We start from the raw sequence: 17,008 nt of genomic DNA, 5'->3' as shown, positions 1-17,008 counted from the left end.
AACATGAGCACGAATGCTCATCACGTACTGAGTAAGCGGCCCCGGACACGGGGGGACCCGGACGGACACGGGGGGGACCCGGACACGGGGGGACCCGGCTCAGCCGGCCGCCCGCTCCGCCAGGCGGAGATCGGTGAACGGGACCGTGTCCCCCGGCAGCAAATACGTTTCCACCTCCACGAACCCCCGCGCCCGCGCGAACTCCAGCCCCTCCGGGTTGCTGCCCGACACGACCGTCTCCACCTCTGCCGCCCCCCACTCCCGTGCGACGAGCAGCCCGTGCCGGTACAACTCGGTGCCGTACCCCTTCCTCCGGTGGTCGGGAAGGACGCGCGCGATGACCGTGGCCACCCCGTCCTCGCCGGTCGGCGGGCGCACCGTGGAGCACCCGACGAGCACGCCGGCCGCGCGGGCGACGAAGAGCCGGTTACGGGTCCGCCGCTCCCGTACCTCGTCGGCGGTGAGGGGCGCGGTCGGGATGACGAGGTTGTGGACGTACCGCCACTCCTCGGCCCGGGAGTCGTCGTCGACGTGATCCACACGGAGTTCACTCATGGCGGCATGAGACCGGCAGCCCGGACCGCACGTCAACGGGGAGGGGGCGGAGCCGCGTTCGGACGGTCCGCTCCCCCGCAGCCCCGGCCGTCCGGACACGGGTGTGTGAAGCCGGGGAGGGCGGGCAGGCGAACTGGAGAGCGCATCTCCCCGGTAGCTCGAACGGCCGGTCGGGAAGCGCCACCGAAGGACCGCCGAGTGAGGAGCGACCCATGAGCACCGACCCGTGGGGTTACCACCCTGCCAGCGGCCACATGTCCGGCATCGACCTGACCGGATTCGCGGTCGAAGCGACCGACGGGCACGTCGGCAAGGTCGACAGCCACTCGGAGGAGGTGGGCTCCGCCCATCTGCTGGTGGACACCGGAGTGTGGATCTTCGGACGGGAGATCCTGTTGCCCGCGGGCACGGTCACCCGGATCGACACGGAGGAGCGTCAGGTCCACGTGAACCTGACGAAGGAGCAGATCAAGGGAGCGCCGGAGTTCGAACGCCGGACGCACTCGGGCGACCCGGCCTACTACACGGACCTGGCCGCCTACTACGGAATGCACCGTCTGATCTGACGCCTCCGATCACCACCACCGTGTGAAGAGCAGAAGCGGTACAGCGCAACGAACAGAGCACGTCGCACAGAGCGGGGCGGGCCCGAAGAGGGTTCGCCCCGCGACGCGTGCGCCCGCGAACCGCTCAGGCGGCTGCGGGAGCCCTCTGCGTACGGCCCGACGTCACACGCGGTGACGAGCGGCGGGTGGTGGGGCGACGGGGCACGGCGGCCGCCGGACGGTCCCTCAACGGGGCAGCTGACCTTCCCGGTTGATCTCCGTCACCCGTGCGCGGAGCACCACCCCGGGTGACGCCGGCCGTACGGCATCGGGCGGGCAGTCCCACTCCAGGCCGCCCCCCGGCGGCCTCAGTTGAACATTCGGGCCGACCCGGCCCATCACGCGCCCGACCTTCCCCGACCGGGCGTCGATCGCGAACGACCCACGTTCCGGCACACACGGCTCAAGCCCTTCGACCGGCATCTTCCACACCCTCCTTCACCTGGGCGTTCTCCCCGTCCAGCTCCTCTTTCACGCGTTCCAGCGCCTCACTGAGCCGCAGCGCCGTTTCGACGGTGCACCGGCCGAGGTCGACGAGCGGCGGCGTAGCGTCGCCCGCGCAGGACACCAGGTCGATCCGGAGCGACGGCAGCGTGGCACCCACACCCGCCAACCCGGCTTTGAGCCGCGCCACGGCTTCCTCGGCCACCCGCATGTTCCCCTCGGCAGCCTTGCGCTGTTCCGTCACCGTCATGGGCTCATTCCTTCCACACTCCTACGCTGTGTCATGCCATTGCACACCCAGAGTGTCCGAGGCGCGGCTAGCCTGGTAGCCGCGCCGCCCCAACAACCTCACGTGTGTGACGGAGAGTTGCCATGCCCGGTCCCAAGAGGCTCGACCCGTCGTCCTCACCCCGCGCCTTCCTCGGCGCGGAACTCCGCCACCGGCGGGAGGCGGCGGGCCTGACCCAGGAGGATCTGGGCGCCCCGCTCTTCGTCTCCGGCTCGTTCATCGGCCAGCTCGAATCGGGCACCCGGCGCATGCAGCTCGACCAGGCCCGGCGGCTGGACGAGATCCTCACGAAGGACGGTTTCTTCGCCCGCAACTGCGCGGCGCTCCAGAAGTCGAAGTACCCGGACCACTTCGCGGAGGCCGCCGAGGCGGAGGCTGTGGCGGTGGAGATCAGGGAGTACGCGGTTCTGCTGATCCCGGGGGTTCTCCAGACGGAGGCATACGCGTATGCCGTCTTCCGTGGTGGGCTGCCCACGGCACCTCAGGAACGGATCGACCATCTCGTAAGGGCCAGGCTCGAACGCTCCGCACTGCTGGACGATCCAACAACCCCACTGTTTTGGGCGATTCTCGATGAGGCGGTTCTCCGGAGAGAAACCGGCGGTCGTGCGGTCATGGCAGAGGCCCTCCGGCACGTGGTGACGCTTGCACGGACGAACCGCGTCATCGTTCAGGTCCTGCCGTTCTCTGCCGGGTCGCACACCGCACTGGAGGGATCGCTCAAGCTCATGTCTTTCGCCGATGCACCACCGCTTGCCTATCTCCAGGGACTCGGCACAGGTCGGTTGGAGGACAGCCCAGCCGCTGTGCGCCAATACGAACTGACCTACGATCTGTTGGCGGCCAGCGCGATGTCACCGGATGCGTCTTTGGCCATGGTCGAGTCGGTGGCGGAGGATTACAGCCATGAAGATCTTCAGGACTGAGTACGACCTGACCACCACCACTTGGCGCACGTCCACCTACAGCGGTGCCAGCGGCGGCGACTGTCTGGAGACCTCCGACCAGCACCCCGGCGTCGTTCCCGTCCGCGACTCCAAGCTGAGGGGCGGCGGCCCCGTCCTCGTCTTCCGTGCCGACGTGTGGGCGGCGTTCGTCACCGATCTCAAGGCCGGCTGAATCCGGCCACCGAGGCCCTCCGGCACCGCGGGGCCGGGCGCCGCGCCCTTACGCGTCGTGCTCCGGCAGGCCGTCGGGCGGGTCTATCGTGAAAGCATGGCCACTCCCGAACTCATCCGTATCGTCTCCCGCGACTCGCCGATGGCCCTCGCCCAGGTGGAGCGCGTACGGGCCGAACTGGCGGACCTGCACCCCGGCATCGCCACCGAGGTCGTCCCGGTGAAGACGACCGGGGACAAGTGGATGGGTGCCCTCTCCCAGGTGGAGGGGAAGGGCGCGTTCACCAAGGAGGTCGACGCGGCGCTGCTCGCCGGGGAGGCCGATCTCGCGGTGCACTGCGTGAAGGACGTACCGGCGGACCGGCCGCTGCCGACCGGGACGGTGTTCGCGGCGTTCCTGAAGCGCGACGACGTACGCGACGCCCTGGTCCACCTGGACGGCCTCACGCTCGACGAGCTTCCGGCAGGTACGCGGATCGGCACGTCGTCCGTACGACGCATCGCGCAGTTGTCGGCCTCGCACCCGCATCTGGAGTGCGTACCGTTCCGGGGGAACGCCAACCGCCGGCTGGAGAAGCTGGCGGCGGGCGAGGCCGACGCGCTGCTGCTCGCCGCGTCGGGGCTGGCCCGGATCGGACGCTCCGACGTGATCTCGGAGGTGCTGTCCGCGGAGACGATGTGCCCGCCGATCGGAGCGGGAGTGCTCGCGCTCCAGTGCCGCGAGGACGACCACGCCACGATCGACGCGGTCAGCGGCCTCAACCACCCGGGGACCTACCGGGAGATGACTGCGGAGCGCATGTTCCTCCACGTGCTTCAGGGCCACTGCAACAGCCCGATCGCCGGGTACGCCACCGCTCGCGGAAACGGCGAACTCTCCCTGCGGGCCTGCGTCTTCACCCCGGACGGCAAGACCGTGCTGAACGCCCACGAGTGGGCCGGCCCGCTCGACCCCGCCACCCTCGGCACCTCGGTCGCGGTCACCCTCCTCCGCCAGGGCGCCCGGGAACTGATCGATTCCATCGCGCACTGAGGAGCAGCCGAACGAGGCGCCGACGGCCCCCGTATCGTGAGCTGTTTCCTCATCCTGCTCAGGGAGAAACCGCTCGTGACCACGTGGATGCTCCTCGGCGAACTGATGCGGGCGAGAACGCGTGAGTACCTCTCCTGCTCACCCCTGGAGCCGCTCACGATGCCCGGACTCCGAGCCCCGGCGACTCAGGCGCAGATCGATCGCCTCGAGGCTTTCGCGGGTCAGCCGCTGGACCCGGAGTACCGGAGTTTTCTCTCCCTGACCGACGGGTTCGACGGATTCCAGCTTTCGATGCCGCTCCTCGGGTGTCGCGACTGGGAGGACCCGGAGCTGAGCGGATGGGCCACGGCCTTCCGCGACACCATGGCCGACGATCCCTTGGCCGAGAGCGGGCTACCGGAAGGAACACGCGTCTTCCCGATGTACGTCGACTGCGGCGGTTCGGCCGGCGTCCTGATGCTCCACCACGGGGATGACACGCTGGAGCGCTTCTGGTGGACGGGAGAGGGAGACTCCATGGTCTTCCACACCTTCAGCGACGTCGTCGCCCACCTGACGGATGGCAGCTACAGCCCGAGACACCTCGGCTGACCGGCTCACCCCCGGCATCACCGGACCGCTGCCGGTCGGTGCTCCGCGCGTGCAGCGCCTCGCGAAGAGACCGGTCCTCGCATCCGTCGGCCTCCCGCCGGACACCCCGGCGCCCGACGACCGCCTCGACCTGACCTCAGGGTCCGAAGAGGCTGCGGCTGCGGAACGGCCCGTCGCGCGACCGGGGCGTCACAACAGGGACACCGGCGGACGCACGGAACGAACCGCCTCAAGCGGCACCGGCCCGTGACGACGAGGCACGACAGACTCGCTGTGCGCTACGAGGCGACCGTGCTGGTCGCGGTCATCAACGAATGGCTGCGACCACCACGGACCCGGTACTTCCTAGCCGTCCACGTCGAGCACCGTGCCGTACAGGCGGTCCACTTTCAGCCGGATGACCACCCGGCGCTCGGTGACCAACTCCTCCAGGAACGCAGTTTCGTCTCCGGGTCTTGCTGCCTTCGGGATCATCCCGAGCAGTTCCTGCCCGACCGCGTCCCCCGGCACCGTCGTACTCTCCGAGACGGTGGCCTCGCCTTCGGCGACGGCGAACGACCACACGTCCCCGCCCTGCACATGCAGCGCCGCCCGTGGATTGCGCCGCAGGTGCTGGACCTTGACCCGGTCGGCCGTGGACGAGAACCGCACGATGCGGGCTTCGGGGTCCCATCCGTACACCATGGTGGTCAGGTGGGGGTGACCGCTGCGCTTGATGGTGGCGAGCGTGCCGAACTGCTGCCGGCCGAGCAACGTGGAGAGGGCTTCGTCGGACAGGGGGCGAGGTGCTGGTCGTTGGGTCATGAAGGGAGCAACGACTTCGACAGTTGAGTAATTTCATGGACTCGCCAAGCCCAACGTCCGCTTACGGCACTTGCCTTGGTCGGCTCGGGGCAGAGCGCCCCACAGCGCCGCGTGGAGGGAGAGCCCCAGGGCGTCGCGCAGGTCGTGGCCCAGGGCCGCCGGTGAGGGGTCGGCCTCGTACACGGCGAGCACGGCAGCCGAGGGCGGGCAGGAGGCAGGAGAGCGCGCCGGCCAGGACCATGGCGTGCGGGCAGAACGCCTGTGCGCCGTAGCCGAGTTCCGGCAGGTGGCCGGCCAGGCGTCCTACGACGCAGGGGTGCAGCGCCGCCCGCCGCTCCGGACCGTCTCCGAGGAGCTGACGGGGGTCACGTTTCCGCTGTGGGCCCACCCGGCCGGACGAATCGGCAATGGCCGGCGGAGCGCCACCGGTCGGCGGCGCCGCACGGTCGACAGCGGCCTCCCCTCCGTACTCGGGCCGCGTGTTCACCGCCCATGTCAGCTGACCACGCCCAGTGCCCTGCGGGCTGGGCGGGGAGGACCGACACACCACCCTCGAACGCGCCCTCCCTCCACGACACGAACGAGTGAAAGATGTCGCCTCATCCCCTTCGCGCGCGCTCCTCGATGTGGTCCGACGACGGCTCGCCGGCCCTTCTCCGGAGCCCCTCCTGACCCTGTCGGCCTCCTCCGCCCCGCCCGCACGGTCTTCGGGGCGCGTGGGGGCTCCGACGTGCCGGTTCGCGGTGCCGGCATCAGGTTCCGCTGGGCGGTGCGGGGCGTTTCGCTGTCGGCGTGACCCGGCTCCGGGGCGGTGGCACGACCTTAGCTTCGGACCACTGAACTGCAATGTCCGAAGTGCGGGGGAGGCAGGGGACCACCATGGGAACGCTGGAAGGCAGAACCGCCGTCGTCACAGGAGGCTCACGGGGAATCGGCCGGGGCATCGTGGAACGGCTCGCGCGCGAGGGCGCCCAGGTCGTGTTCAATTACGCGCGGAACACCGAGGCGGCCGAGGACGTCGTCCGTACCGTCGAAGAAGCCGGTGGCCGGGCCCGTGCGTTGAGGCTGGACCTGGCGGAGGCCGGGACGGCCGAGAAGCTGATGGAGACCGCGGAGGAGCAGTCGTCCGGGGGCGTGAGCATCCTGGTGAACAACGCGGCGCTGAGTTTCACCCCGGCACCGCTCGCCGCGATCGAGGAGGAGGTCTTCGAGCAGGCGCTCACGGTGAACACGAAGGCCGCGTTCCTCACCATGCGGTACGCGGCCCGGCACATGCCGGACGGTGGCCGCATCATCAACATCTCGACGCTCAACACCCTGCGTCCGGCGCCCGGCATCGTGCCCTACCTGGTCAGCAAGGGTGCCCTGGAGCAGCTCACCGCAGGAGCTGCGGCCGAGCTGGGGGCGCGCGGGATCACCGTCAACACGGTGTCCCCCGGCGCCACCGACACCGACCTCCTGCGCGGCACCAACCCGGCCGAGGCGGTGGCCACGATCCCGGCCATGACCCCGCTCGGGCGCCTCGGTACGCCGGCCGACATCGCGGCCGTGATCGTCTTCCTCTCCGGGGACGAGGGCCGCTGGATCACCGGCCAGAACATCCGCGCCACCGGCGGACTGGGCTGAAAAGCGAGGCCGGCACGGGACCGGCGTGCCAGGCCCGGAGGGAGCGGAGGTTGGAGTGCCGGGCCCGGAGGGAGCGGGGGTTGGGTGCCCGGCCCGGCGGGAGCGGAGCCCAGGTAGCCGTAGCGCCCAGGCAGCGGTAGCGCCCAAGTGGCGCACCGGGCGCCTTGCTCCCGCCGGGCCGTCGGTCCGAGCCGTACGTCTGCGCGAACGTCGCGTTCCGGGGTCCCCGGGCGGGACCGATCACTTCCCTGGGCCGGTGGTCCGCCACGTGAGGTCATGGGCGTCTTCGACCGAGGCCGTGCGGGGCGGTGCGGAGCCGCCGAGGGACGCGTGGTCCAGGAGAGCCGGTGTCCCGGTCTCCAGCGCGTGGGCGATGTCGTGAAGCATCGAGGTGACCGAAGCCCACTGGGGAACGTCAAGGTCCCAGGTCTCGTGGTCCCAGAGGAACACGGAGCCGTGGGTGTCACCGGGCCGGAGATCGACGATCAGCCCGTCACCGCCGGGGCTGAGCGCGATCGGCAGGAACGTGCGTAGGTAGCGGGCCTCAGGGTGCCCGTGCTCGTCGAGGGATTCCCCCTCCTCTTCCGCGACCAGCAACCAGATCTCGTGGGTCTCCAGCGCCTCTTCCAGAGAGCAAGGAGCGAAGGTGCCCGGGATCCAGAAGCCCGCGTCGACGTCGGGCAGCAGCCACCACGCCCGCAGGTCGGCCGGCAGGGGAAGGCCGAGGTCCGCCTCGAACGCGTCCAGGCGCGCCTCATCGGTTGTCGGTCTGGCCGCGCGTGCGGGGAGGTGGGCCGCGAGCCATCTGCCCACACGGTGCCAGGCGGCCCGGACGTCGTTCTCCGCTGCTGTCATGACGGTCAGTCTGCCTCTCCGGGTCGTGCGGGTAGGTGGCGCGGGCGGGCAGTGAACCCGCTCTCCTGCGGAGCCGGCCGAGACCGGTTCTCGACGCACGGCGTCCACGAACCGGGCGCCACGGACCGAGCGCTGGGTCCAGAGACGCGAGACCCGGGACCCGAGCGCCGGATCAACGGATCGCCCGCACCGGTGCTCGGACCCCGAGACCCGAGACCCGAGAGCACCGGTGCTCGGAACCCGGAACCCGGAACCCGGGGCCCGAGACCCAAGACCCAAGACCCCGGTGCTCGGAACCCGAGACCCGGGACCCGAGAAACCCAGTGCTCGGGCCCGGGACGGCCTTGCGCCTGCTCGGTCTCAGCGCGACGAGCACCCGGCGGGTCAACGCGGCGGAGACCGTCGTTGCCGCGCAGCTGGGATCAGTCGCCGGTCCTCGGTCGGCGCGGCCGAACTGACGCCGATGCAGGCGTACAGCTCATCAGGGTGGCTGAGGCTCGCCGCGGTGATCCGGCCGCCCCGTTCGCTGCCGGGGAGCGGTGCGCCGAGCGCCGGGCGCTTCCGACGCGTTGCCCAGTGCGGTCTTCATCGGGAGGCCCCCGAGGCGGAGACCCCTTCGCCAGGGACCGCGACGACTCCGGACGGGCAGGAGATGCCCTTCCACCGGCAGGTCCCGCCCCGCCCGCTTCAAGCGCCCGCGCCCCGACCACGCCGTTTCGCGTGTCTTCGCCACCCCGCGTGTCTTCGCCGCCCCGCATGCCCCGCATGACCCACCTCCTGCTGACGCGCCGCCGAGCTGCCCAGCAGCAGCTCCTGATGACAGAACGTAGCAAGCAACTCCATAGAGTCACCATAACTCTCCGTGAAATGGCCCCCATCTGATGATTCCGGGCTTCTCTCTCAACCCCCGCAGAGACGACCCGTGCGCGCCGACAGCGCCCCCCGCCCACGCCAGCGCCCGCGCACTCCGTTCGCCCCGTTGTGCGCTGCTCCGATCGGGGGAGACGGTTCTCCGCACCTCCACACCTCCGCACCTCCGCCCCGGAGCTCAAGCGTCGAGATTCGAGCGCTCTTTACTTGGAATGGGCGGAAGGGATTTCTTTCCCACCCACCCACCCTGAGAGCCGACCCGCCACGCACGCCACGCGCCCTCGCAGCCACCCTCCGGCGCAACTCGACGGCGGCGGCACCGGCACCGGCACCGCTGTCACGGCCACAGCCACAGCCACAGCCACAGCCACAGCGACGAGGAAGCCACCGCCCGAACGGTTCCCAGCAAAGAGCCATTCGCAAAGAGCCGCCCATGCCCTGCCGCCGGTTTCCCGCCGCGACGGCACCCCACCAGCCACCCCGTCGGCGCCCCTCCAGCAGGGAGATCGGACGCCCGGACGGCGGCCCGGCGAACCGCCCGACCGGCTGCCCCAGCAGCCACGCGACCGAGCACCTTCCCCGGCGCTCACCAAGCGTTCCGACGGACCCGCCGGCCCCCGCGCGCCGCCCAGGCGCCGGTTACTCGGTGCCCCTCCGCGTCAACCCAGCAGCCCGTTTCACTCGCGAAGTTGACAGTTCGTGACCGACTTGCCACGCAGGGTGGTGAAGATCTAGCGTTCGCTTCACCCAGACCACACAAGTTGACCCCTGACGGTGCTTCCCACACCACCAGGGGTCTGACCAACGAAGATCGAAAGAAGCGATCCCCATGGCTGTCGGCCAGCTTAATGCTGCCCCTCGTACCCCGCACGTCTCCTCGGCGCGCACCGCGCACCCGATGTCCAATCCGGGCTACGGCAAGCGCTCCGCCCCGAACCAAAGGCCGTCTTCCGCACGTGATTTCGCACATCTGCCGCCGCGCGAGGCCGCCATCGCCGCCTACATCGACCAGTTGCCGGACGGCTCCGACATCTCCGTGAAGACGCTCGCCCGGGTGCTCCCCTACGGCCAGTGCGCCATGGGCACCGCGCTCAGGCGCCTCCAGGCCGCCGGGCACCTGCACCGGGACGAAATCGTCGTCGCGAACGAGACCACCCTGCTCTGGGTGACGCGCACCCACTTCTCCCGTACCGCGCGCGACGCCGAGTGGTGGAGCACGTTCGCCCGGGGCGAGGCTCCGGTGGAACACCGACGGCCGACGCGCTCACGCTCCTTCATCCTGCTCGCGGCACTCGGCCGCGCCAACCCGGCGCTCTCCCTGTCGGCCGCCGACTGCGCGCGGCTGGAACCGCAGGTCGCCGAGTGGTTCGAGCGTGGCGCCGACGAGAACGAGCTGCTCCACGCACTCACCGCCGGGCTGCCGAGTGTCGTCCACTCCCCGGCCTCCCTCGTCGCAGCCCGTCTGAGGGACAAGGTGCCGCCCGTCCGGTTCGCCCCGCCGCCCCCGTCGGCGACGCCCGCGCCGCTGACCGCCGAGTGCCGTGAATGCCGGGCTCCCGGCCCCGAAGGCGCCCTGCTCGACGGGCTCTGCCGCCCTTGCCGGGGCGAACTCGCCCTCCCGGACAACCCTTCCGGCGCGATCCCCCACGACGACGTCCGCAGCCGCATGTCCCAGGTCCGTGCGGGCCTGATCCCCCGCCAGGACCGCCCCCGGGGCCGTGCGGGGGTGACCGTCCGTCGCTCGCCCAAGCCGCTGCGGCCCACCTCCTTCCCCCACCCCACGCCGCCCGCACACCCCACCCCGGCGCCGCGGACCGCCCCCACCACGCACCTCTCATCCACCACGCCCCCCGCCCACCCCGACGGTCAGGCTGGTGACCCCGCCCCCGCCGAGTAGGCGCGGAGCCGGAGCGAGGCGTTGACGCTGCGGCCGGCCCTCCCGGCCCGAGGCGAGCGTCGCCCGGGCCAGGGCCTCGTTACGCGCCGCGAGCTCCTCCGCCGTGCGCGGCGCGAGGACCGCGAGCCCGCTGTGGGGAAGGGCCTGGTTCTCCTCGACGAACTGCCGCAGCCCGCTCTCGTAGGCGGCGCAGACGGCCGTGTGGTCCTCCCGTTCGGCCAGTTCGCCGGCCAGGACGTACGCGCCGACCAGCGCGATGCCCGAACCCCGCCCCGAGAAGAAGGACGGTGCGTACGCGGCGTCGCCGACGAGCCCGACCCGGCCCGTCGAGCAGCGCGGGCAGAGGGTCTGTCCGGCCATGGGCCGGTCCGCCGGGTGACTGATCCGGACGACCAGCGCACCCGGCTCATCGAACCGACCCCGCGGGGAACGGCCGGGGCCGACCGCTGCATGCGCACCCTGCTCGGCTGGTTCGGCGGCGCGCTCGCCGACTGGTCCGAGGAGGACCGGCGCAAACCGGGCCGCCTGCTCGGCCGGATCGTCGACGACCTCGTCCGCCACCTGACGACGCTCGACGAGGGGTAGGCCCGGAGCCCGCACCCGCGGCCCGTACACCGGCGACGCGCCGACCGCACACCCGCGGCCCGCACCCCGCGACGCGCGCACCAAGCGCACCCACACACCGAAAACACTTCGGCCCCCGGGAAGAATCCCGGGGGCCGAAGCTACAGCTGACGCTGCGGGGGGTGGAACCACCGATCCCTGGCGGGGATCAGAAGTCCATGTCACCGCCCGGCATGCCACCCGGGGCGCCCGCGCCGGCCTTCTCAGGCTTGTCGGCGATGACGGCCTCGGTGGTGAGGAAGAGCGCGGCGATGGACGCGGCGTTCTGCAGGGCGGAGCGCGTGACCTTCGCCGGGTCGATGATGCCCTCGGCGATCATGTCGACGTACTCGCCGGTCGCGGCGTTGAGGCCGTGACCGATCGGCAGGTTGCGGACCTTCTCCACGACGACGCCACCCTCGAGACCACCGTTGACGGCGATCTGCTTGAGCGGAGCCTCGAGCGCGAGCTTGACGGCGTTGGCGCCGGTGGCCTCGTCACCCGTCAGGTCGAGCTTGTCGAAGACGACGGACGCCTGGAGCAGAGCCACGCCACCACCGGCGACGATGCCCTCCTCGACGGCGGCCTTGGCGTTGCGCACCGCGTCCTCGATGCGGTGCTTGCGCTCCTTGAGCTCGACCTCCGTGGCGGCACCGGCCTTGATGACGGCCACGCCGCCGGCCAGCTTCGCCAGACGCTCCTGGAGCTTCTCGCGGTCGTAGTCCGAGTCGGAGTTCTCGATCTCGGCACGGATCTGCTTGACGCGACCCTGGACCTGGTCGCTCTCACCGGCTCCGTCGACGATCGTCGTCTCGTCCTTGGTGATGACGACCTTGCGCGCGGAGCCGAGCAGGTCGAGACCCGCGTTCTCCAGCTTGAGGCCGACCTCCTCGGAGATGACGGTGCCACCGGTGAGGATGGCGATGTCGCCGAGCATGGCCTTGCGGCGGTCACCGAAGCCCGGAGCCTTGACGGCGACGGACTTGAAGGTGCCACGGATCTTGTTGACGACCAGGGTCGACAGGGCCTCGCCCTCGACGTCCTCGGCGATGATCAGCAGGGGCTTGCCCGACTGCATGACCTTCTCCAGCAGCGGAAGGAGGTCCTTCACGTTGGAGATCTTCGAGTTGACGATGAGGATGTACGGGTCGTCGAAGGACGTCTCCATACGCTCCATGTCGGTGGCGAAGTACGCCGAGATGTAGCCCTTGTCGAAGCGCATGCCCTCGGTGAGTTCCAGCTCCAGACCGAAGGTCTGGGACTCCTCGACGGTGATGACGCCTTCCTTGCCGACCTTGTCCATCGCCTCGGCGATCTTGGCGCCGATCTCGGTGTCGGCGGCGGAGATGGAGGCGGTCGAAGCGATCTGCTCCTTGGTCTCCACGTCCTTGGCCTGCTCCAGCAGAGCGGCGGAGACGGCCTCGACGGCCTTCTCGATGCCCCGCTTGAGGGCCATCGGGTTGGCACCGGCGGCGACGTTGCGCAGACCCTCGCGGACGAGCGCCTGGGCGAGAACGGTGGCGGTGGTCGTACCGTCGCCGGCGACGTCGTCCGTCTTCTTGGCGACCTCCTTGACCAGCTCCGCACCGATCTTCTCGTACGGGTCCTCGAGCTCGATCTCCTTGGCGATGGAAACACCATCGTTGGTGATCGTGGGCGCGCCCCACTTCTTCTCGAGGACGACGTTACGGCCCTTCGGGCCGAGGGTGACCTTGACGGCGTCTGCGAGCTGGTTCATCCCGCGCTCGAGACCGCGCCGCGCCTCTTCGTTGAACGCGATGATCTTAGCCATGTGAAGTGGTCCTCCCGGACGGGGTGGATTGCTCCGGACCGGGAGGCGCCCGCGACGGACGGCCTGCTTGCCCGGCGGTTCCTTGCCCCGCCGCGCCTGCGGGCCTCACCGGCCCGGTCCAAGTTTCTGTCACTCTCACCTGGAGAGTGCTAACGCCAATGATTAGCACTCGACCCCTGCGAGTGCAAGCGTCTCCCTCGTCCTGGGGACAAGCTCGGACAAGCTCCGAGCCGTCCACCGGCCCTCGGAGCCCCCCGGACGCCCACGCACGCAGGGCCCGTACCCCTGACGGGGACGGGCCCTGCGTGCGTGAGTAGTGTCGTTGCCGACCGCGTCCGACCTCAGCCGACGGCGAGTTTGACCATGTCCGCCTGCGGCCCCTTCTGGCCCTGCGAGATCTCGAATTCAACTCGCTGACCCTCTTCGAGGGTGCGGTACCCGTCCATCTGGATCGCGCTGTAGTGGACGAAAACATCCGCACCACCGTCGACCGCGATGAAGCCGTACCCCTTCTCCGCGTTGAACCACTTGACGGTGCCCTGAGCCATGCCTAACTCCCCTATTTCTGGCCCCTGCACAGGCCCGCACTTCGCGGACCCGGGTCAGAACTCACCCTCCGACAGGAGAGGGTGCGTGCGCCGGAACGCGTCGACCGCGGCCGAATGTATCTGCCCAACTGCCCTCTGCAACAGGGCAATCGGGCGATAAATCTGGGCGTGCCGGAACGCCCGAACATGAGTATTTGCTGAGATTCCTGGGCAAGCCGGGCCAGACAAAGGCCACTTAAGGCGCAGAGGGCATCCGTACTTTGGCTGCATCTTGTCGCGCCGCGGCGCGATCTCGTAGGCGCGCGGCTCGGGCAGCGGAGGGGGCTTCCCCAACTGTACCGCGCTCAACCCTGCGAAATTGCCCCCTCCGCGTCTGACGCGGAGGGGGCAACGGTGTGCGGAGGAAAGGCTGTCGGGGCCGTCGGCGTGCGGCGGGCACCCTCACCCGGCGAACGGGTCAGCAGCCGCCCGCGACGGCCGGGATGATCGAGACGCCGGCGCCGTCCGGCGTGGCCGCCTGGAGACCGCCCTCGAAGCGGACGTCGTCGTCGTTGACGTACACGTTGACGAAGCGGCGCAGCTTGCCCTGGTCGTCCAGGACGCGCGCGGCGATGCCCGGGTGGTCCTTCTCCAGGGACTCGATGACCTCGGAGAGAACGGTGCCCTCGGCCGGGACCTCGGCCTGGCCGCCGGTGTACGTGCGCAGGATGGTGGGGATGCGGACCTTGACGCTCATGGGGGTTGCCTTCCTCGGTTCTGGGGTGGTCAGTGGGCCGCGAGGCCCGCGGCGCGGAACGCGTCCAGGCTCGGGCGGATCGTCGCCGTGAGACCGGTCGTCGGGGAGACCGCGTCCAGGGTCTTGAGGCCGTCGCCGGTGTTGAGGACGACGGTGGTCAGCGCCGGGTCGAGCAGACCGGCCTCGATCAGCTTGCGCGTCACGCCGACGGTCACGCCGCCCGCGGTCTCCGCGAAGATGCCCTCGGTGCGGGCGAGCAGCTTGATCGCGTCCACGATCTGCTCGTCGTCGACGTCCTCCACCGCTCCGCCGGTGCGGCGGGCGATGTCCAGGACGTACGGGCCGTCGGCCGGGTTGCCGATCGCGAGCGACTTGGCGATCGTGTGCGGCTTCTGCGGACGGACCACGTCGTGACCGGCCTTGAAGGCGGTGGAGACCGGGGAGCACCCCTCGGCCTGGGCACCGAAGATCTTGTAGGGCTTCTCCTCGACGAGGCCGAGCTTGATCAGCTCCTGCAGCCCCTTGTCGATCTTGGTGAGCTGGGAGCCGGACGCGATCGGGATGACCAGCTGGTCGGGGAGCTGCCAGCCGAGCTGCTCGCAGATCTCGTACGCGAGCGTCTTCGAGCCCTCGCCGTAGTACGGGCGGAGGTTGACGTTGACGAAGCCCCAGCCCTCGCCGAGCGGGTCGCCGATCAGCTCGGAGCAGAAGCGGTTGACGTCGTCGTAGTTGCCGTCGATGCCGACGAGCTCGCCGCCGTAGACCGCGGCCATGACGACCTTGCCCTCTTCCAGGTCGTGCGGGATGAACACGCAGGAGCGGAAGCCGGCCCGCGCGGCGGCGGCACCGACCGCGCCGGCGAGGTTGCCGGTGGAGGAGCAGGAGAGGGTGGTGAAGCCGAATGCGCGGGCGGCTTCGACGGCGATCGCGACGACGCGGTCCTTGAAGGAGTGCGTCGGGTTGCCGGAGTCGTCCTTGACGTACAGGGCGCCGGTGACGCCCAGCTCACGGGCGAGGTTCTCGGCCTTGACCAGCTTGGTGAAGCCGGGGTTGATGTTGGGCTTGTCGGCGACGTCGGCGGGGACCGGCAGCAGCGGCGCGTAGCGCCAGATGTTGTCCGGTCCGGCCTCGATGCGCTTCTTCAGCTCGTCCGGGGAGCCGCTCGGCAGGTCGTAGGCCACTTCGAGCGGCCCGAAACACGACGCGCAGGCGAAGATCGGCCCGAGTGCGAAGCGTTCACCGCACTCGCGGCAGGAGAGTGCCGTGGCGGGACCGAGGTCCACAGAGGTTCCGGAAGAAGCTGCGACGGTCTGAACAGCCATGATGGCGGAGGCCCTTTCTCCTCATCTTCCTCGCGACGCGTTTCGCCGCAAGACGGAATTGGCACCTTCCCCACCGTGGCCTCGCGGCCGGCGGGAGGGTTGCCGGGACTTCAACGGGCCGTTCCCTCAGTCCCTCTGGATGAGCGCTATGGCACTGGACCGTGCGGTCCAGGCGTTTGTCCGCCCCCCGACCCCGAGATGCGAAGGCGGCGAGCGTTGTTCAAGACTGTAACCGAAGCACCCGACGGGTGAGGCAGTCGTCCGACCCGCGAGATGGATCACATACAGGGAGTTCGCCCGTGCTGGAAGAGGTCGACAGCTGGTTGAGCAGTCGTTCCTGGGGTGCCGGTGACCGCCCTCTGGAACGGCTCCTGGCCGCCCGCGCCCGGGACCCCCGCCGCTCCTCCGTGAGCGTCGTGCTCCCCGCGCTGAACGAGCAGGAGACGGTCGGCGACATCGTGCGCACCATCCGCCGCGAGCTGATGGAGAAGGTGCCGCTCGTCGACGAACTCGTGGTCATCGACTCCGGTTCCACCGACGCCACCTCCGCGGTGGCCCGCGCGGCCGGAGCCCGGGTGGTGCACCGCGACGCGATCCTCCCCCGCATACCGGCCCTGCCCGGCAAGGGCGAGGTCCTGTGGCGGTCGCTCTTCGTGACCAGTGGCGAGATCGTCTGCTTCGTCGACGCGGACCTCAAGGACTTCTCCGCCGACTTCGTCTCCGGCATCGTCGGCCCGCTGCTCACCGACCCGGACGTCCACTTCGTCAAGGCGATGTACGACCGGCCGCTGGAGACGGCGGACGGCCAGGTCCCCGCCGGAACCCCCGCCCAGGGCGGCCGCGTCACCGAACTGGTCGCGCGCCCCCTGCTCAATCTGCACTGGCCGAAACTGGCCGGCTTCGTCCAGCCGCTGGGCGGCGAGTACGCGGTCCGCCGCCCCCTCCTGGAGCAGCTGCCCTTCCCCGTCGGGTACGGCGTCGAGCTGGGTCTCCTCGTGGACGCGCTGCACACCGTGGGGCTCGACGCGCTGGCCCAGGTGGACGTCGGGGTCCGCCGCCACCGCCACCAGGACGGGCAGGCGCTCGGGCGGATGGCCGCCACGATCTACCGGACCGCGCAGCTACGGCTCTCCCGGGGCCACCTGGTACGCCCGGAGCTGACCCAGTTCGAGCGGTACGAGGACGGCTTCCGGCCACGCACCTACGCCGTGGACACCGAAGAGCGGCCCCCGGTGCGGGAGATCGCGGAGTACGCGGCCCGGTCGGCGGCCTGACGCCGCCACCGAGCGCACGGAGTGCCCGGCGGGCTGCGCTCGGACA

General features: G+C 70.3%; 18 protein-coding genes, 1 pseudogene and 1 riboswitch. Of the genes and pseudogenes, 9 read left to right on the top strand and 10 right to left on the bottom strand.

The genetic code is table 11. From position 1 onward, the window contains the following. Nucleotides 1-99 precede the first annotated feature (99 nt). A complete protein-coding gene (locus PZB77_RS17615) occupies nucleotides 100-555 on the bottom strand; it encodes a GNAT family N-acetyltransferase (RefSeq protein WP_275493555.1) in 456 nt (151 codons plus the stop codon). A 212-nt stretch (nucleotides 556-767) separates the two neighbouring features. On the opposite strand from PZB77_RS17615, the gene PZB77_RS17610 reads away from it, so the two are divergent. Continuing rightward, nucleotides 768-1,121 carry a PRC-barrel domain containing protein gene (locus PZB77_RS17610; protein WP_275493554.1) on the top strand — a complete coding sequence of 118 codons (354 nt, stop codon included), beginning with the start codon at nucleotides 768-770 and terminating at the stop codon, nucleotides 1,119-1,121. Nucleotides 1,122-1,346: 225 nt separating this feature from the next. Here the strand turns inward: PZB77_RS17610 and PZB77_RS17605 are convergent, their stop codons facing one another. Continuing rightward, nucleotides 1,347-1,583, bottom strand: coding sequence for a hypothetical protein (locus PZB77_RS17605; protein ID WP_275493553.1), 237 nt, complete (start codon nucleotides 1,581-1,583; stop codon nucleotides 1,347-1,349). Beyond that, nucleotides 1,564-1,854, bottom strand: a complete 291-nt coding sequence (locus tag PZB77_RS17600; RefSeq protein WP_275493552.1) for a hypothetical protein — start codon at nucleotides 1,852-1,854, stop codon at nucleotides 1,564-1,566. Before PZB77_RS17600 ends, PZB77_RS17605 begins: the two co-directional genes overlap by 20 nt. A 122-nt stretch (nucleotides 1,855-1,976) precedes the next feature. Here PZB77_RS17600 and PZB77_RS17595 point away from each other — a divergent pair, with 122 nt between their 5' ends. The 4 genes from PZB77_RS17595 to PZB77_RS17580 all read left to right on the top strand — a co-directional run bounded on the left by PZB77_RS17595 (nucleotide 1,977) and on the right by PZB77_RS17580 (nucleotide 4,635). Next, nucleotides 1,977-2,819 (top strand): helix-turn-helix transcriptional regulator, encoded by an 843-nt coding sequence (locus PZB77_RS17595; RefSeq protein ID WP_275493551.1) that lies wholly within the window; start codon nucleotides 1,977-1,979, stop codon nucleotides 2,817-2,819. Continuing rightward, nucleotides 2,800-3,012 (top strand): DUF397 domain-containing protein, encoded by a 213-nt coding sequence (locus PZB77_RS17590; protein WP_275493550.1) that lies wholly within the window; start codon nucleotides 2,800-2,802, stop codon nucleotides 3,010-3,012. Before PZB77_RS17595 ends, PZB77_RS17590 begins: the two co-directional genes overlap by 20 nt. A 96-nt stretch (nucleotides 3,013-3,108) precedes the next feature. After that, on the top strand, nucleotides 3,109-4,044 hold the full coding sequence (hemC, locus tag PZB77_RS17585) for a hydroxymethylbilane synthase (RefSeq protein ID WP_275493549.1): 936 nt from the start codon (nucleotides 3,109-3,111) through the stop codon (nucleotides 4,042-4,044). Between the two features lie 75 nt (nucleotides 4,045-4,119). Next, a complete protein-coding gene (locus tag PZB77_RS17580) occupies nucleotides 4,120-4,635 on the top strand; it encodes an SMI1/KNR4 family protein (RefSeq protein WP_275493548.1) in 516 nt (171 codons plus the stop codon). Nucleotides 4,636-4,980: 345 nt separating this feature from the next. Here the strand turns inward: PZB77_RS17580 and PZB77_RS17575 are convergent, their stop codons facing one another. Continuing rightward, the gene (locus PZB77_RS17575; RefSeq protein ID WP_275493547.1) at nucleotides 4,981-5,439 is read right to left on the bottom strand and encodes a TIGR03618 family F420-dependent PPOX class oxidoreductase; all 459 of its coding nucleotides are present in this window, start codon (nucleotides 5,437-5,439) and stop codon (nucleotides 4,981-4,983) included. 879 nt (nucleotides 5,440-6,318) lie between these two features. Between PZB77_RS17575 and PZB77_RS17570 the strand changes: the two genes are divergently transcribed. After that, nucleotides 6,319-7,065, top strand: coding sequence for an SDR family oxidoreductase (locus PZB77_RS17570; RefSeq protein WP_275493546.1), 747 nt, complete (start codon nucleotides 6,319-6,321; stop codon nucleotides 7,063-7,065). A 240-nt stretch (nucleotides 7,066-7,305) separates the two neighbouring features. Here PZB77_RS17570 and PZB77_RS17565 read toward each other — a convergent pair whose 3' ends face one another. Next, nucleotides 7,306-7,920, bottom strand: a complete 615-nt coding sequence (locus PZB77_RS17565; RefSeq protein WP_275493545.1) for an SMI1/KNR4 family protein — start codon at nucleotides 7,918-7,920, stop codon at nucleotides 7,306-7,308. Nucleotides 7,921-9,688: 1,768 nt separating this feature from the next. On the opposite strand from PZB77_RS17565, the pseudogene PZB77_RS17560 reads away from it, so the two are divergent. After that, a pseudogene (locus PZB77_RS17560) lies at nucleotides 9,689-10,498 on the top strand (hypothetical protein); the annotation flags it as partial. Nucleotides 10,499-10,624: 126 nt separating this feature from the next. Here the strand turns inward: PZB77_RS17560 and PZB77_RS31275 are convergent. Next, complete coding sequence (locus tag PZB77_RS31275) at nucleotides 10,625-11,047, bottom strand: hypothetical protein (protein ID WP_343299870.1); 423 nt, start codon at nucleotides 11,045-11,047, stop codon at nucleotides 10,625-10,627. 15 nt (nucleotides 11,048-11,062) lie between these two features. Here PZB77_RS31275 and PZB77_RS17550 point away from each other — a divergent pair, with 15 nt between their 5' ends. Then, on the top strand, nucleotides 11,063-11,272 hold the full coding sequence (locus PZB77_RS17550) for a hypothetical protein (protein WP_275493544.1): 210 nt from the start codon (nucleotides 11,063-11,065) through the stop codon (nucleotides 11,270-11,272). A 187-nt stretch (nucleotides 11,273-11,459) separates the two neighbouring features. Here the strand turns inward: PZB77_RS17550 and groL are convergent, their stop codons facing one another. From groL to thrC, 4 genes are all read right to left on the bottom strand, one after another. Beyond that, nucleotides 11,460-13,082: a chaperonin GroEL gene (groL, locus tag PZB77_RS17545; protein ID WP_275493543.1), complete on the bottom strand. Its 1,623-nt coding sequence runs from the start codon at nucleotides 13,080-13,082 to the stop codon at nucleotides 11,460-11,462. A 341-nt stretch (nucleotides 13,083-13,423) separates the two neighbouring features. Then, nucleotides 13,424-13,630 (bottom strand): cold-shock protein, encoded by a 207-nt coding sequence (locus PZB77_RS17540; protein WP_003967346.1) that lies wholly within the window; start codon nucleotides 13,628-13,630, stop codon nucleotides 13,424-13,426. A 457-nt stretch (nucleotides 13,631-14,087) separates the two neighbouring features. Next, a complete protein-coding gene (locus PZB77_RS17535; RefSeq protein WP_275493542.1) occupies nucleotides 14,088-14,366 on the bottom strand; it encodes a MoaD/ThiS family protein in 279 nt (92 codons plus the stop codon). 29 nt (nucleotides 14,367-14,395) lie between these two features. Continuing rightward, nucleotides 14,396-15,688, bottom strand: coding sequence for a threonine synthase (gene thrC / locus PZB77_RS17530; RefSeq protein WP_275493541.1), 1,293 nt, complete (start codon nucleotides 15,686-15,688; stop codon nucleotides 14,396-14,398). Nucleotides 15,689-15,706: 18 nt separating this feature from the next. Continuing rightward, nucleotides 15,707-15,834, bottom strand: a riboswitch (SAM riboswitch). Between the two features lie 153 nt (nucleotides 15,835-15,987). Between thrC and PZB77_RS17525 the strand changes: the two genes are divergently transcribed. Continuing rightward, complete coding sequence (locus PZB77_RS17525) at nucleotides 15,988-16,962, top strand: glucosyl-3-phosphoglycerate synthase (protein WP_275493540.1); 975 nt, start codon at nucleotides 15,988-15,990, stop codon at nucleotides 16,960-16,962. Nucleotides 16,963-17,008 lie beyond the last annotated feature (46 nt).

It is taken from the genome of Streptomyces sp. AM 2-1-1, assembly GCF_029167645.1.
GTDB lineage: Bacteria > Actinomycetota > Actinomycetes > Streptomycetales > Streptomycetaceae > Streptomyces.
Note: the sequence above shows the minus strand (reverse complement) of the source record. Positions and strands in the feature narration are given on the sequence as shown.

Coding starts and splice junctions, on each gene's coding strand:
- PZB77_RS17615 (WP_275493555.1), bottom strand. CDS start 555: ATGAGTGAACTCCGTGTGGATCACGTCGACGACGACTCCCGGGCCGAG.
- PZB77_RS17610 (WP_275493554.1), top strand. CDS start 768: ATGAGCACCGACCCGTGGGGTTACCACCCTGCCAGCGGCCACATGTCC.
- PZB77_RS17605 (WP_275493553.1), bottom strand. CDS start 1,583: ATGCCGGTCGAAGGGCTTGAGCCGTGTGTGCCGGAACGTGGGTCGTTC.
- PZB77_RS17600 (WP_275493552.1), bottom strand. CDS start 1,854: ATGACGGTGACGGAACAGCGCAAGGCTGCCGAGGGGAACATGCGGGTG.
- PZB77_RS17595 (WP_275493551.1), top strand. CDS start 1,977: ATGCCCGGTCCCAAGAGGCTCGACCCGTCGTCCTCACCCCGCGCCTTC.
- PZB77_RS17590 (WP_275493550.1), top strand. CDS start 2,800: ATGAAGATCTTCAGGACTGAGTACGACCTGACCACCACCACTTGGCGC.
- hemC (WP_275493549.1), top strand. CDS start 3,109: ATGGCCACTCCCGAACTCATCCGTATCGTCTCCCGCGACTCGCCGATG.
- PZB77_RS17575 (WP_275493547.1), bottom strand. CDS start 5,439: ATGACCCAACGACCAGCACCTCGCCCCCTGTCCGACGAAGCCCTCTCC.
- PZB77_RS17570 (WP_275493546.1), top strand. CDS start 6,319: ATGGGAACGCTGGAAGGCAGAACCGCCGTCGTCACAGGAGGCTCACGG.
- PZB77_RS17565 (WP_275493545.1), bottom strand. CDS start 7,920: ATGACAGCAGCGGAGAACGACGTCCGGGCCGCCTGGCACCGTGTGGGC.
- PZB77_RS31275 (WP_343299870.1), bottom strand. CDS start 11,047: ATGGCCGGACAGACCCTCTGCCCGCGCTGCTCGACGGGCCGGGTCGGG.
- groL (WP_275493543.1), bottom strand. CDS start 13,082: ATGGCTAAGATCATCGCGTTCAACGAAGAGGCGCGGCGCGGTCTCGAG.
- PZB77_RS17540 (WP_003967346.1), bottom strand. CDS start 13,630: ATGGCTCAGGGCACCGTCAAGTGGTTCAACGCGGAGAAGGGGTACGGC.
- PZB77_RS17535 (WP_275493542.1), bottom strand. CDS start 14,366: ATGAGCGTCAAGGTCCGCATCCCCACCATCCTGCGCACGTACACCGGC.
- thrC (WP_275493541.1), bottom strand. CDS start 15,688: ATGGCTGTTCAGACCGTCGCAGCTTCTTCCGGAACCTCTGTGGACCTC.